Genomic DNA, 14,193 nt, shown 5'->3' on the forward strand with positions numbered 1-14,193 from the left:
CGGGCGGGCAGATGAAAAAATAGCGGCGTCAGGCCGCCGCTATTGTTTTGTCGCTATAAAAGAGGGTGTTACAGCGTAGGGTAGTCGGTATAGCCTTCTGCGCCGCCGCCATAGAAGCTCTCCGGACGCTGCGGGTTCAGCGCCGCCTTGTGCTTCAGACGGGCAACCAGATCCGGGTTGGCGATAAAGTCGCGGCCGAAAGCCACGGCGTCAATCAGCCCTTTGCTAATCAGATCGTTAGCCTTTTCAACCGTGTAGGCACCCGCGCCGATGATGGCGCCCGGGAAGCGGTCGCGAACCTTCTGACGGAACTCATCGCTGTACGGCTGGCCGCCGGCCCAGTCCGGCTCGGACATGTGCAGGTAGGCGATGCCGCGTTTAGCCAGCTCTTCAATCAGATACAGGGCGTCGGCTTCTTCGTTCGGGCCATTATCGACGTTCTGGAAGCTGCCGATTGGCGATACGCGGATACCGATGCGATCGGCGCTCCACTCTTTACTGACCGCATCAACCACTTCCAGCACCAGGCGAGCGCGGTTTTCAACGCTGCCGCCGTATTGATCGCTACGCTGGTTAGAGGTTGGCGACAGGAACTGGTGCAGCAGGTAGCCGTGAGCCGAGTGCAGCTCAACGAGATCGAAGCCGGCGTCGCGAGCGTTGCCTACCGCCTGGCGGAAGTCGTTGACGATCCCCGGGATCTCATCGAGCTCCAGCGCACGCGGCATCGAGGTATCGGCGCGCACGGCGTGGCCGTTCTCATCGCGCAGCGACGTACGGGTGCCGGCGCTGATTGCGGAAGGCGCAACCGGCGCCGCGCCGCCTGGCTGCAGGCTGTTATGCGAGATACGACCGGTGTGCCACAGCTGTACGGCAATATGTCCCGCTTCGGCGTGAACGCCGGCGGTGATTTTCTGCCAGGCCGCGATTTGCTCCGGACTGTGCAGACCCGGGGCGCCGGCATAGCCTTTAGCCTGGGCGGAAATCTGCGTCGCTTCGGAGATAATCAGCCCGGAGCTGGCGCGTTGGCGGTAATACTCGGCCATCAGCGGAGTCGGGATATCGCCGGGCTCGATGCTGCGCAGGCGGGTTAACGGAGCCATAAACACACGGTTAGGTACGGTGACCGCACCCACTTTCAACGGGGTAAACAATTTTGATTCGGACATAATGACTCCTGAGTAGACCGGTCGTCTTGAAATGAGTTAAATAAAAACGCCTGTTAAACGCCAGGCGCGGCAATAATACTTTTGGCATGGGCAAGGGCGCTTTCAAGCGGCGTTGCGCTGCGCGTAATCTTGGCCTGCAGGTTGGCGCCCAGCCATAAAGAGTAGAGCACCTGCGACAGCGTTAACGCGTCGCCGCTGAAGACCAGGCTCCCTTCATGACGGCCCTTTTCCAGCGCTTCGCCAAGCAGGGTAATAATCTGGCTGGCGCCTTTATCCATCTCGGTACGCATCGACTCCGACAGATCGCAAACTTCCGCCGATAGCTTCACCGTCAGGCAACCGCTGATAATGCCCTGCTGGCAAAACTGGGTCAGCGTATGCTGATAGTAGGCCAGCAGACGATCGCGATAGTTGCCTTCGCCGTGGGCGAAATGCTCCACCAGCCGCTGCAGATAGCCAGCGTAGTGATGTTCCAGCAGCGCAACCCCGTAAGCTTCCTTCGAGCGAAAATAGTGGTAGAAAGAGCCCTTCGGCACTTCCGCCGTTTTCAGCAGTTCGCTCAGGCCCATCCCGGTAAAGCCGCGGTGCATGCACAGCTGTTCGCCGGTGGCCAGGATATGTTCGCGGGTATCGCATTCGCTATGTTTGTTCATGCGGCTCACTGTAGTAGACCGATTGGTCTAATGCAAGCGATAATTTTAAATGATGTGTGGCGCAGAGGCTGAGCAACAAAAGTTGCCAACCGCGGATGAAACGTCTTCAATGAGAGAGAGAACGAGGTGACCGGAGGCGTGAGGTGGCAGAGCAGCTGGAGTTTTTCCCGGTACAGAGTCCGTGCCGGGGAATTTGTCAGTCGGACGAACGCGGCTACTGTCGCGGCTGTTTACGCAGCCGCGAGGAGCGTTTCGGCTGGCAAACGATGAGCGACGTACAAAAGCAGGACGTTCTGCGGCTGTGTCGTCAGCGCCTGTTGCGCAAATTACGCGCGGCTAAGGCGGAAACAGCGGAAGAACCGCAGCAACCCTCACTGTTTTAATGGCAAAAATGAGTATACTCAAAGCACTTTTTTGTTGAGGACGTTGTTATGGTTCAGCGTATTGCTATGGCCCCGCAGGGGCCGGAATTCTCGCGTTTTGTTATGGGCTACTGGCGTTTGATGGACTGGAAAATGTCCGCCAAAGAGCTGGTCGGCTTTATTGAGCAGCACCTGGATCTTGGCGTCACAACCATCGATCATGCGGATATTTACGGCGACTATCAGTGCGAAGCGGCGTTTGGTGAAGCGCTGAAGCTGGCTCCGCATCTGCGTAGCCGGATGGAGATCGTCAGCAAATGCGGCATCGCCACGATGGCGCGGGCGGAAAACACCATTGGTCACTACATTACCGATCGCGACCATATTGTGCTCAGCGCCGAGCAGTCGCTGCGCAACCTGGCCACCGACCACCTGGATCTGCTGCTGATTCATCGCCCGGACCCGCTGATGGATGCCGATGAGGTCGCCGAAGCCTTCCTTGCGCTGCACCACAGCGGCAAGGTGCGCCACTTCGGCGTCTCTAACTTCACGCCGGCCCAGTTTACCCTGCTGCAATCGCGCCTGCCGTTTACGCTGTCGACTAACCAGCTGGAAATCTCCCCGGTGCATCAGCCGCTGCTGCTGGACGGCACCTTAGATCAGCTGCAGCAGCTGCGGATCAGGCCGATGGCGTGGTCCTGCCTGGGCGGCGGTCGTCTGTTTAATGATGAAAGCTTCCAGCCGCTGCGCGATGAGCTGGCCCGGGTGGCCCAGGAGCTGAATGCCGAAAGCATTGAGCAGGTGGTTTACGCGTGGATCCTGCGCCTGCCGTCGCAGCCGCTGCCGATTATCGGCTCCGGCAAAATTGAGCGCGTCCGCTCCGCGCTGGTAGCGGAAAAGCTGAATATGTCCCGTCAGCAGTGGTTCCGCATCCGCAAAGCCGCGCTGGGATACGACGTCCCGTAAGCGCAGCCAGAGCGCTCGCGGCGCCGGTGATATGCCCGATAATCCCGGATACGGCCCGCGCCGCTATCCGGGTTTTTTCTTTTAGCGCCAGCGCCTCACGCGGTTCTCTCTTCTATCGTTCCGGCAACCGGGGCCTGCTCCAGCTGCGACAGCGCGCAGTAAAGACGCCAGATAACCGCCGCCAGCTCCTTCGCCGCCGGCTGATGGTGATGATTAAGCGTGTCGCAAATGCGCTGCAGCTCCAGCAGCGTTGACGCCAGCGGCCGCTGCTGAACGCCGCGCTCGCTCATCACGTCCCGCAGCAGGCTGATGCACAGGTCGCGCACCTGAGAGAGCGGGTCGGAGCGGGTCTCCCACTCCCGAAGCTGCCACACCACGTGCGAACAGTTAAGCAGCACAACCCCCCAGCGCAGCAGCCAGCGGCGCGCCAGAGCATCCTGGCTGTTGCTCAGCTGGCTGATATGGTGATAAACCAGAGACTCAAACTCGTGCTCGCTATGCTGCGGATGGCGGCTAAGCTGGTCGACAAAGTGACGCCGTAACGCTTTGATGTGGCGACGGCTCTTGCGCGCATCCGAGCCCGGGCTTATCACCGCGAAGGCAAGCCAGGCAAGGCCTACGCCGATGATTTTTCCGAGGTTATCGTTAAGGAATGCGGCAAAGTCGTATACCGGCGGGTTGGTCACCGAAATAAACGAGCCCATAAATACGATCAGCTGCCCCCACAGGCCCGCCAGTTTCGGCATCTGCAGCTTGAGCAACTGCATGGTGGTGAGCAGCGGAAAAAGAAACAGCAAAAATTGCCACAAATCGGTTATCTGCACCATCAGGCCGAACTTCACCACGAAGCTGAACAGCGAAAGCAGCACCAGGGTGCGCATCAGCAGCGTCAGCGATTTAAACGGCGAGGGCGAGACGGAGTAGAGCACGCAGCAGATGGCGGCGAGGGTGAGCGCGGCGGCGCTGGACTGCCACTGGGTGCTGATGCCCCAGGCCCCGACCATCACCAGCGCGCAGAAGGTCCGCACGCCGTTCCACAGCGCTTCCGCCTGGTCAGTGTGGCGGGCCAGCGCGGGCGCCGAAGGGACGTTGAATTCGGTCACCGCCGTCGCGTTTTCCACCCGCGCTATCCAGCGGCTGCTCCGCAGATAGAGGCGGCAGAAGTAGCGCAGACGCATCCAGAACGCCAGATGCCGATAGTCGGCGGCGGCTCCGGGCGCCAGCGGGGCAATAATGCGGGCGACGGAGTAGAGATCGGCGCGCGGGCTGGCCAGCTCGCTCAGCAGGGTCTCCAGTACTGCGCGAGTATTTTTTGGCGCATCGGGCCAGTTGACCAGCAACCGGCGCAGGCTGGAGATGACGCTGGTCATACGCAGCTGCTGGTGCAGCAAATAGTTCAGCAGCGGGTTCTGCCGGCGGAAGCGATAGTGGCTCCAGAAGGCCTGAATGCGCAGCAGGTTCATGGTGAGGATCTGACCAATAACGCTTTCGTGGGCGGTGCGAATCGCATCGGTGGTTTCCGGCACCCACAGCAGGCTGGCGTGCTCCAGCAGACGAGCGTGCATATTTTTTAGCGCCGTCAGCAGCGTGGTGCCGTCGGAGGTGCTGGGCAGGATCATCATCATGACCCCGCCGCAAAGGATCCCGACGATGACTTCGCAAACGCGCGACTGGGCAATGGTCCACAGTTCGTTGGCGTCGGTCACGTTGATGACCGGAAAGGCAATAATGGCGCAGGTATAGCCGGCAAGCTGGAAAGCGTAGGCCACGTTGTTGGTGTACATCGCGCAGGCCCAGGTGCAGAGCGCGATCCACGCCGAGATGCTGAATAAGAACAGCCACGGATCGTTCAGCGTATGGCCGGCCAGCAGCAGGGCGGCGCAGGCGCCGAGCAGGCTGCCGGCGATGCGGCCAAAGCTTTTGCTGATAACGCCGCCGACGGTAGGAAAGCTGACCACCGCCGCCGAGGTCATTGCCCAGTAGGGTTCGTCCAGGTTCAGCCAGTAGGCAACGCTCAGCGCCAGGCACATGGCAATGCCGTTGCGCAGGGCGTATCGCCACTGCGCCCGGCTGGCCTTAACCCACGGAAGCGCCCGCCACGTCAGGGCCTGCACCTTCACTATGGCCGGCCAATGGAGACGGTGCAGGTGGTACCGGAGATAAGCGTTATCTCCGGCGGCAGGCCGCTCAACTCGATGCGTACCGGCACCCGCTGGGCCAGGCGAACCCAGGGAATATTCGGTTTAATATCCGCCACCAGCCCGGCGCCGCTTTCAACGCTTTGGTCAACAATGGCGCGGCCAATGCTGGAAACGTGACCTTGTAACTTTTGCTTGCTGCTATACAGAATAACCTCGGCGCTATCGCCGGCGCGGATATGGCGCAGCTTGGTTTCTTCAAAATAGCCAATAACGTAGAACGAATGGCTGTCTACCAGCGCGAACAGAGGGCGGCCAACGGAGGCGTAGTCGCCCACGCGGGTGGAGAGATTGGTGACCCAGCCGTCAACCGGCGCCTTAATCACGGTCTGGCTGAGCTGCCACTGGGCGTGTTCGAGGCTGGCCTGGGCGACGCCGGTTACGGCTTTGGCCGCTTCGAGGACCGCATTCGCGGTACTCAGCGCAGTGCCGGCGCTTTCAAGATCTTCGGCGGAAATAACGTTGCGCGACAGGTCCCGGCGGCGGGCGGCGTCGCTGGCGGCCTTCGACTGCGCGACCTTAGCTTTCGCCAGCTCGGCGCGGGTTTTAGCCAACTGAGCCTGGGCGTTGAGTAGGGCAATACGATAGGGCGTGTCATCGATCGTAAACAGCACATCTCCGGCCTTCACCAGCTGGTTATCGCGGACGTTGAGCTGCAGAATGCTGCCGGAGACCTGAGGCGTGATGCCGACCTGCTCGGCGCGCACCTTGCCGTCGCGGGTCCACGGCGATTGGGTGTAGTAGTTCCAGACCAGCCAGGCGGCAATAATCGCCAGCGCAACAATCAGTAAAGTTGAGAAGTATTTTAGTTTTTTCATCGAGTTAACATTACCAGACGGTCAACAGAACCAGTGCAAGACACACTGAAAGCGCAAACAGGGAGAGATCCATCAGCAGCGGGTGCCAGATCTCGCCGGCGTACATCCAGTCGCGCAGCTGACGATGCAGCACCAGCCAGATGAAGAATCCCAGCAGGACGGCTTTAAATAAGGGGGGGAAATAGATAGAAGCGCCAAACACCAGGTCCTGGAGCGACAATCCGCAAGCGTTAAGACTCAGTTTCACAAGCAAAAATCCTTTGCCGTTGCAGGGAGAATGTCAGGTAATGCTATTATTTGCATTGTAAATCATTGTTTTCATATTAGTGAATCAGGTAATTCATTTGTTTTGATTATTTAAATGCTGCACACTATTCTAAAATCAGTATAATAACTTAGCAAGCTAATTATAAGGAGATGAAATTGGAATCGCCACTGGGTTCTGATCTGGCACGTTTAGTGCGCGTCTGGCGCGCGCTGATCGACCATCGCCTGAAACCTCTGGAGTTAACGCAGACGCACTGGGTCACGCTGCATAACATCCATCAGCTGCCGCCTGAGCAGTCGCAGATTCAACTGGCGAAAGCCATCGGAATTGAGCAGCCCTCTTTGGTGCGTACGCTGGATCAGCTGGAGGAGAAAGGTCTTATTTCTCGCCAGACCTGCGCCAACGACCGGCGGGCGAAGCGTATTCGGTTGACGGAAAAAGCGGAGCCGTTGATCAATGAGATGGAAGAGGTTATCAGCAAAACGCGCGATGAAATTCTGGCCGGCGTCTCGACGCAAGAGGTTGAAATGCTGCTCGGTTTGATTCGCAAACTGGAACACAATATTCTGGACCTCCAGGCAAAAGATTAACCTGTCCAGGGCCTTGATCTCTCAAGGCCCTTCATCTTTTTTTACTTCACCTCACTCCACACGACGACGCGGTTGCGTCCGCCGCTTTTCGCTTCATACATTGCCGTATCCGCCCGCTTCACGCACTCCTCGGCGCTCAGGCTGCCGTCAACGGCGGTAAATACCCCGGCGCTGATCGTCATTCTTTCCGGCAGGGCGTCCTGTCGCTCGTTGACCGCGAGACGGATGCGCTCGGCGATAGCGCTGGCGTCCTCTGGACCGGTATTCACCAGCAGCAGGGCGAACTCTTCACCGCCAATGCGGGCGGCCACGTCCTGCGGACGAACGTTTTTTTGCAGCACGTCGGCGGTAAACTGAATGACTTTGTCCCCCTGCACGTGCCCGTAGCTATCGTTAATGCGCTTAAAGTAATCGAGATCGCTGACAATTACCGACAGCGGCTGGGATGCCGAGGCTTTCGTCAGCTGCGCGTTGAGGGCGTCGTAGAAATAGCTGCGGTTATGCAGGCGGGTCAGCGGATCGCGGATTGAGTTTTGGTAGGACGTCAGGTATTTATTGTTAGAGTGACGGTACAGCGTAAAGACATCACACAGCAGGACAAACAACATAAATAACGTGCTGATGGCTTCGAACGTCCGCGCGTGATACCACGAATACAGCATGTCGCTCTGTGGCATGAGCACCAGCAGCGTGAATATATAAGCCGAACAAAAGAATGCGCCGCTATACCAGAATATATTTTTCAATCGGCTTATATAAATTAACAGCGTCAGCGTTATTAGCCAGCTGGCGACTAAAATTCGCCCGATAAAATTATGCCAGAGCGGGGAGAACTGATGGCTTAAATTGTCGACCAGCGCGATATTCAATAGCGGATGATTGCTTGAATAAAGCCACGACAGAGTAATTATCAGGATGGTAAAGCTCAGGCAGCCCGTCAGAATAAGCGCATGTACCCTTTTGGTGAGACGCGGGCTATGGCGAAAGCGATATAAAACAATCGCGATAGTGAAGAGTATTACCATCATCGCGTTGCGGAAGGTAAAGAAAATCAGCGCGTCGTTGGCGTTAGGCATGGGGCCCTGGCTGCAGAGAAACCAGCCCGAGTGGCCGCTTAGCGTTCCCAGCATCAGCAGCGCCGACCCGGCGAAGGCGCAGGCAATGGCGGTCAGGTACAGGCGCTCCCGAACGCACCAGTACTTCATTATCATGAAGCAGGAAATCGTGAGATGTAATATCAATAAAAATATTGTTAGCACCGGCAATAGCACCGGGCTGGCCGTAGATGTACGACTAATTAATGAGGAGGCAAATAAATGTATCAGACCGGTGGCAATAATACAGATAAGTAAATAGAGTAACACCTTGTTTAATAAAGGCCGTGAGTTAATTAGCATCTTCTTCATCCCTGGAAAATAATACGGCACGGAGCGACGTCATTGTCGCGCATGATGATGTGGGGCAGGGGTTATAATAAGGCCGCGCGTGCGTTTAATATTGCGCCAGCGCAAATCTCCGTTCGTTAACGCCGCGGCGAGCTGAATCCAAAAGGAGAAAGAGTGGGGTCAATAGATTGATATTTGGGGAATAATGCGGCCCCGCAAGGCCGCATGAAAAAAGATTAACGCGGGGAAACGGTGACCTGGCTGCCGCTGCCGGCAATCGCCACGCGCTGACCGATGGAGAACGGGGTGCTGCCCTGTTTCTGGACCACCAGAATGGTGTTGCCGTCGTCCTTACGGATTTCCAGCTCAACGCCCTGCGTTTTATTCATTGCGCCCTGGACGCCCTGACCGGCTACGCCGCCCGCCACCGCGCCTGCTGCCGTTGCCAGCGAACGGCCCGTGCCGCCACCGATGGTATTACCGAGGAATCCACCCAGAACTGCGCCGCCGATAGCACCGATGGCATTGCTGTCATCGCCGCTTTGGATCTGCACCGCGCGGGTATGCACGATGGTGCCGTAAGTCACGCTCTGGACCTGTTTGGCTTCGGATGCGGAGTAAACATCACCGGAAAGGCCGCTGCTGCTCACGCAGCCCGCAAGAGTAAAACCAATCATCGAGACAGCCAAAACACGTAAAATCATTTATGAATCTCCTTCACCAAATAGTGTTCTGTTGAACTTCCATGTGGTCAATTATATGGCATTTAAGCGTCGGCTGGCATAGCTTCCGCGTGGACAATACAAAAAATAATAAGCACAGACGTCTTAACCATAGCTAAACGTACGCGCTTTACGCGAAACGCCGCGTTGATAAGCGCGAGGCTTCGGGCTTCTCTGCTCAGGCTTTGGCGCCGTTTGAAAGCGGCTAAAACCTGATTATCTGACAGCGGGAATGATTTAAGGTTTATCCGTTTTCGTGTTAAAAAAAATTATTGTCCCATAGCAATGACCCCGTCTTTATGATGGAGTGTCGCTATACCAGAGTCATGGAATGAAGGAAGGCGTATGAAATCAGGTCGCTTTATTGGCGTAATGTCCGGCACCAGCCTGGATGGCATCGACGTTGTTCTGGCGGTAATTAATGAAAGTATTGTGGCCCAGCAGGCCAGCCTCTCCTATCCCATCCCTGTTGCTATAAAAGAAGAGATTCTGGCCATCTGTCAGGGACAGACGCTCACTTTATCGCAGCTCGGGCAGCTTGATACGCGCCTCGGGCGGCTGTTTTCCGATGCGGTGCGGGCGTTGATGCGCCAGGAAAATCTGCAGGCCTCGGAGATTGTTGCGATTGGCTGCCACGGCCAGACGGTCTGGCACGAGCCGATGGGCGATGCGCCTAATACCCTGCAGATCGGCGATAACAACCAGATTGCCGCCCATACCGGCATCACGGTAGTGGGGGATTTTCGCCGTCGCGATATGGCGCTTGGGGGCCAGGGCGCGCCGCTGGTTCCGGCCTTTCATCATGCGCTGCTGGCCCATCCGGTCGAGCGCAGGATGGTGCTAAACATTGGCGGCATCGCTAATCTCTCGCTGCTGGCGCCCGGCCTGCCGGTACGCGGCTACGACACCGGTCCGGGCAACATGCTGATGGACGCGTGGATCTGGCGCCAGTGCGGCAAGCCGTACGATAAAGATGCGCAATGGGCCAGCGAAGGCAAGGTGCTGCTGCCGCTGCTGCAGGAGATGCTCAGCGATCCGTGGTTCGCGCTGCCCGCGCCGAAGAGTACCGGTCGCGAATACTTCAACTACGGCTGGCTGGCGCGGCATCTGGCGCGCTATCCCGGCGTTAGCGCGCAGGACGTTCAGACCACCCTGACGGAGCTTACCGCGGTGACGATCGCCGAGCAGGTGCTGCTCAGCGGCGGCTGCGAACGCCTGCTGGCGTGCGGCGGCGGGGCCCGTAATCCGCTGCTGATGGCGCGGCTGGCGGCGCTGCTGCCGGGTACGGAGGTCTCTACCACCGACGCGGCGGGGATCAGCGGTGACGATATGGAAGCGCTGGCTTTTGCGTGGCTGGCGTGGCGGACTATCTCCGGGCTGCCCGGCAACCTGCCGTCGGTGACCGGCGCCAGTGAAGCCTCCATTCTTGGCGCTATTTTCCCGGCAAATGCGCCGCAGAATCAGAGTTAACTGAAATCGCTCTATTTTATTAACCGGTAAACTGGATGAAGTGAGTGGAGGGTCAACACCCTCCTGGACCGGGAAAGTCGAAGGCAACCAAATGAAAAAAATCCTTATCGCAGTGATCCCTTTTATGCTCGCAGGCTGCAGCTATTACAATCAGTTTGCCGAGCGCATGCAGACCGATACGCTGGAGTATCAGTGCGATCAGAAACCGCTGACCGTTCATCTCAATAACGTCCGCCAGCAGGTGAGCTTCATTTACGATAACCAGCAGCTGAATCTGCAGCAGGGACTCTCGGCGTCGGGGGCTCGCTACACCGACGGCGTGTACGTCTTCTGGTCAAAAGGCGACGGGGCTACCGTCTACAAGCACGACCGCGTGGTGCTGGAAAACTGCCAGCTGCAAACCGCCAAACGTTGAGATTTCCGTCCCGGGGGCGCACAATAACGCCACCCGAAGACTCTTTTCTCAATGGCCATGTCAGACAACGACGAATTGCAGCAAATCGCGCATCTGCGCCGAGAGTATACCCGTGGTGGCCTGCGTCGCCACGATCTTCCCGCCGAACCGCTGACGCTGTTTGAGCGCTGGCTCCGACAGGCCTGCGATGCCCGCCTGGCCGACCCTACGGCGATGGTGGTGGCCACCGTTGATGAAAGCGGCCAGCCCTATCAGCGCATCGTGCTGCTAAAGCACTATGACGAAAAGGGGCTGGTGTTTTATACCAACCTCGGCAGCCGTAAAGCGCACCAGATCGAAAAAAATCCCCGCGTCAGCCTGCTGTTTCCGTGGCATATGCTGGAGCGCCAGGTGATGGTGACCGGCAAAGCTGAACGTCTGTCGACCCTGGAAGTGGTGAAGTACTTCCACAGCCGCCCGCGCGATAGCCAGATCGGCGCCTGGGTCTCCCAGCAGTCGAGCCGTATTTCTGCCCGCGGCATCCTTGAAAGCAAATTCCTTGAGCTGAAGCAAAAGTTCCAGCAGGGCGAAGTGCCGCTGCCGAGCTTCTGGGGCGGATTCCGCGTCAACATCGAACAGATGGAGTTCTGGCAGGGCGGCGAGCATCGTCTGCACGATCGTTTTCTGTACCAGCGGCAAAACGAAGGCTGGCAAATCGACCGTCTGGCGCCATAAAGGACGCAAAATGTTGCTTTAAGCGCTGGTGCTACGTTCCCCGGCGCTTTATTCTATAGGCTTCATTTTTCACGCTGCATCGTAGCCATCCGTGCCTGCTCGCTCCGGTAGCTTACTCGCGTAAGTGCCAGTGGATCCCCACGCGTGCCGCTGTGATGCAGCCTGAATCATTTTGTGCAGTATTTTTTCGCGTCTGGCGAAAAGTCGTGTACCGGCAAAGGTGCAGTCGTTTATACATGGAGAATTTGATGGCAAGCAGTAACTTGATTAAACAATTGCAAGAGCGGGGGCTGGTAGCCCAGGTGACGGACGAGGAAGCGTTAGCAGAGCGACTGGCGCAAGGCCCGATCGCGCTCTATTGCGGCTTCGATCCTACCGCCGACAGCTTGCATTTGGGGCATCTTGTTCCATTGTTATGCCTGAAACGCTTCCAGCAGGCAGGCCATAAGCCTGTGGCGCTGGTGGGTGGTGCGACCGGTCTGATTGGTGACCCGAGCTTTAAAGCCGCCGAGCGTAAACTGAACACCGAAGACACGGTGCAGGAGTGGGTTGATAAAATTCGCAAACAGGTCGCGCCTTTCCTCGACTTTGACTGCGGTGACAACTCGGCTATTGCCGCGAATAACTACGACTGGTTTGGCGGCATGAACGTGCTGACCTTCCTGCGTGATATCGGCAAGCATTTCTCCGTCAATCAGATGATCAATAAAGAAGCGGTTAAGCAGCGTCTGAACCGTGACGATCAGGGCATCTCCTTTACCGAGTTCTCCTACAACCTGCTGCAGGGCTATGACTTCGCGTGCCTGAACGAACTGCACGGGGTTGCGCTGCAAATCGGTGGTTCGGATCAGTGGGGTAACATTACCTCCGGTATCGACCTGACCCGTCGCCTGCATCAGAACCAGGTATTTGGTCTGACCGTTCCGCTGATCACCAAAGCGGACGGCACCAAGTTCGGTAAGACCGAAGGCGGCGCGGTATGGCTGGATCCGAAGAAAACCAGTCCGTACAAATTCTACCAGTTCTGGATCAACACCGCGGATGCCGACGTCTATCGCTTCCTGAAGTTCTTCACCTTTATGGAAATTGACGAGATCAATGCCCTCGAGGAAGAAGACAAGAACAGCGGCAAGGCGCCGCGCGCGCAGTACGTGCTGGCGGAACTGGTTACGCGTCTGGTTCACGGTGAAGAGGGTCTGATCGCCGCTAAACGCATTACTGAGAGCCTGTTTAACGGCAACCTGAGCGAGCTGAGCGAAGCGGACTTCGAGCAGCTGGCGCAGGACGGCGTGCCGATGATTGAAATGGAACAGGGCGCCGACCTGATGCAGGCGCTGGTGGATTCCGAGCTGCAGCCATCCCGTGGCCAGGCGCGTAAAACCATCGCCTCCAACGCGGTGACCATCAACGGTGAAAAACAGGCCGACCCGGAGTACGTCTTCGGTGATAGCGATCGCCTGTTTGGTCGCTATACCTTACTGCGCCGCGGTAAGAAAAATTACTGTCTGGTCTGCTGGAAGTAATTGCGTAAAGGCAGGGGCGTGGGAAACCACGCCCCTTATTTTTTGCTGTCAGGTATCCAAGATGAAGAATATCCTCGCCATCCAGTCCCACGTTGTGTTTGGCCATGCCGGCAATAGCGCCGCCGAGTTTCCGATGCGCCGTCTTGGCGCCAACGTCTGGCCTCTCAACACCGTGCAGTTCTCAAATCATACCCAGTACGGTAAATGGACCGGCTGCGTTATGCCGCCGGCGCACCTGAGTGAAATCGTGCAGGGCATCGCTGATATTAATCAGCTTCAGCGCTGCGACGCGGTGCTCAGCGGCTATCTGGGATCGGCGGAACAGGGCGAACATATTCTCGGGATTGTTCGTCAGGTGAAAGCGGCCAATCCGGCGGCAAAATATTTTTGCGATCCGGTGATGGGCCATCCTGAAAAGGGTTGCATCGTCGCGCCGGGCGTGGCCGAGTTTCACGTGCGCCATGCGCTGCCTGCCAGCGACATTATTGCGCCGAATCTGCTGGAGCTGGAAATTCTCTGCGAGCATCCGGTGGCGAACGTCAGCGAAGCGGTAGCCGCCGCGCGCGAGCTGATTGCTCAGGGGCCGGAAGTGGTGCTGGTGAAGCATCTGTCGCGCGCCGGGATTAGCATGGATCGGTTTGAAATGCTGCTGGTGACGCGTGACGAAGCCTGGCATATCAGCCGTCCGCTGGTGGACTTTGGCCTGCGTCAGCCGGTAGGCGTAGGGGATGTAACCAGCGGCCTGCTGCTGGTGAAGCTGCTGCAGGGAGCCAGCCTGCGCGATGCGCTGGAGCACGTTACCGCTGCGGTATACGAAATTATGCTGGCGACTAAAGGAATGCAGGAGTATGAGCTGCAGGTTGTGGCGGCGCAGGATCGCATTGCGCAGCCGGAGCATCTCTTCAGCGCCACGCAGCTCTAGGCGCCGATAGCCTGCCCGGAA

The 14,193-nt window shown here is 57.7% G+C and carries 15 protein-coding genes; 8 read left to right on the forward strand and 7 right to left on the reverse strand.

Going from position 1 to position 14,193, the window contains the following annotated elements; translation table 11 throughout:
- Nucleotides 1-68 precede the first annotated feature (68 nt).
- On the reverse strand, nucleotides 69-1,166 hold the full coding sequence (gene nemA, locus HCK03_RS11895) for an alkene reductase (protein ID WP_041145843.1): 1,098 nt from the start codon (nucleotides 1,164-1,166) through the stop codon (nucleotides 69-71).
- A 53-nt stretch (nucleotides 1,167-1,219) separates the two neighbouring features.
- Nucleotides 1,220-1,819 (reverse strand): TetR/AcrR family transcriptional regulator, encoded by a 600-nt coding sequence (locus tag HCK03_RS11900; RefSeq protein ID WP_123552201.1) that lies wholly within the window; start codon nucleotides 1,817-1,819, stop codon nucleotides 1,220-1,222.
- A 143-nt stretch (nucleotides 1,820-1,962) separates the two neighbouring features.
- Here HCK03_RS11900 and HCK03_RS11905 point away from each other — a divergent pair, with 143 nt between their 5' ends.
- Nucleotides 1,963-2,202, forward strand: coding sequence for a DUF1289 domain-containing protein (locus HCK03_RS11905; RefSeq protein ID WP_041145841.1), 240 nt, complete (start codon nucleotides 1,963-1,965; stop codon nucleotides 2,200-2,202).
- A gap of 48 nt (nucleotides 2,203-2,250) precedes the next feature.
- The gene (locus HCK03_RS11910) at nucleotides 2,251-3,147 is read left to right on the forward strand and encodes an aldo/keto reductase (protein ID WP_041145840.1); all 897 of its coding nucleotides are present in this window, start codon (nucleotides 2,251-2,253) and stop codon (nucleotides 3,145-3,147) included.
- 95 nt (nucleotides 3,148-3,242) lie between these two features.
- Here HCK03_RS11910 and HCK03_RS11915 read toward each other — a convergent pair whose 3' ends face one another.
- Genes HCK03_RS11915 through HCK03_RS11925 form a run of 3 tightly spaced genes read right to left on the reverse strand, consistent with a single transcriptional unit; the run spans nucleotide 3,243 to nucleotide 6,410 of the window.
- A complete protein-coding gene (locus tag HCK03_RS11915) occupies nucleotides 3,243-5,267 on the reverse strand; it encodes an FUSC family protein (RefSeq protein WP_041145839.1) in 2,025 nt (674 codons plus the stop codon).
- Nucleotides 5,267-6,163 carry an efflux RND transporter periplasmic adaptor subunit gene (locus HCK03_RS11920; RefSeq protein ID WP_041145838.1) on the reverse strand — a complete coding sequence of 299 codons (897 nt, stop codon included), beginning with the start codon at nucleotides 6,161-6,163 and terminating at the stop codon, nucleotides 5,267-5,269. The genes HCK03_RS11915 and HCK03_RS11920 overlap by 1 nt, the downstream gene beginning before the upstream one ends.
- Before the next feature lie 10 nt (nucleotides 6,164-6,173).
- Complete coding sequence (locus tag HCK03_RS11925; protein ID WP_115192550.1) at nucleotides 6,174-6,410, reverse strand: DUF1656 domain-containing protein; 237 nt, start codon at nucleotides 6,408-6,410, stop codon at nucleotides 6,174-6,176.
- A 170-nt stretch (nucleotides 6,411-6,580) separates the two neighbouring features.
- Here HCK03_RS11925 and slyA point away from each other — a divergent pair, with 170 nt between their 5' ends.
- Nucleotides 6,581-7,021 (forward strand): transcriptional regulator SlyA, encoded by a 441-nt coding sequence (gene slyA, locus HCK03_RS11930; RefSeq protein WP_071844932.1) that lies wholly within the window; start codon nucleotides 6,581-6,583, stop codon nucleotides 7,019-7,021.
- 41 nt (nucleotides 7,022-7,062) lie between these two features.
- Here slyA and HCK03_RS11935 read toward each other — a convergent pair whose 3' ends face one another.
- Together HCK03_RS11935 and slyB are read right to left on the reverse strand one after the other, a co-directional pair.
- Nucleotides 7,063-8,418: a sensor domain-containing diguanylate cyclase gene (locus HCK03_RS11935; protein WP_167691628.1), complete on the reverse strand. Its 1,356-nt coding sequence runs from the start codon at nucleotides 8,416-8,418 to the stop codon at nucleotides 7,063-7,065.
- A 224-nt stretch (nucleotides 8,419-8,642) separates the two neighbouring features.
- Nucleotides 8,643-9,110: an outer membrane lipoprotein SlyB gene (slyB, locus tag HCK03_RS11940; protein WP_041145834.1), complete on the reverse strand. Its 468-nt coding sequence runs from the start codon at nucleotides 9,108-9,110 to the stop codon at nucleotides 8,643-8,645.
- A 363-nt stretch (nucleotides 9,111-9,473) separates the two neighbouring features.
- Between slyB and anmK the strand changes: the two genes are divergently transcribed.
- From anmK to pdxY, 5 genes are all read left to right on the forward strand, one after another.
- Nucleotides 9,474-10,598, forward strand: a complete 1,125-nt coding sequence (gene anmK, locus HCK03_RS11945) for an anhydro-N-acetylmuramic acid kinase (RefSeq protein ID WP_167691629.1) — start codon at nucleotides 9,474-9,476, stop codon at nucleotides 10,596-10,598.
- 91 nt (nucleotides 10,599-10,689) lie between these two features.
- Complete coding sequence (gene mliC / locus HCK03_RS11950) at nucleotides 10,690-11,013, forward strand: C-type lysozyme inhibitor (protein WP_041145832.1); 324 nt, start codon at nucleotides 10,690-10,692, stop codon at nucleotides 11,011-11,013.
- 57 nt (nucleotides 11,014-11,070) lie between these two features.
- Nucleotides 11,071-11,727: a pyridoxamine 5'-phosphate oxidase gene (gene pdxH / locus HCK03_RS11955; RefSeq protein WP_041147654.1), complete on the forward strand. Its 657-nt coding sequence runs from the start codon at nucleotides 11,071-11,073 to the stop codon at nucleotides 11,725-11,727.
- Between the two features lie 248 nt (nucleotides 11,728-11,975).
- A complete protein-coding gene (tyrS, locus tag HCK03_RS11960) occupies nucleotides 11,976-13,250 on the forward strand; it encodes a tyrosine--tRNA ligase (RefSeq protein ID WP_041145831.1) in 1,275 nt (424 codons plus the stop codon).
- A gap of 61 nt (nucleotides 13,251-13,311) precedes the next feature.
- Entirely contained in the window at nucleotides 13,312-14,172 is an 861-nt protein-coding gene (gene pdxY / locus HCK03_RS11965) for a pyridoxal kinase PdxY (RefSeq protein ID WP_041145830.1), read from the forward strand.
- Nucleotides 14,173-14,193 lie beyond the last annotated feature (21 nt).

Source organism: Klebsiella terrigena (assembly GCF_012029655.1).
Lineage (GTDB): Bacteria > Pseudomonadota > Gammaproteobacteria > Enterobacterales > Enterobacteriaceae > Klebsiella > Klebsiella terrigena.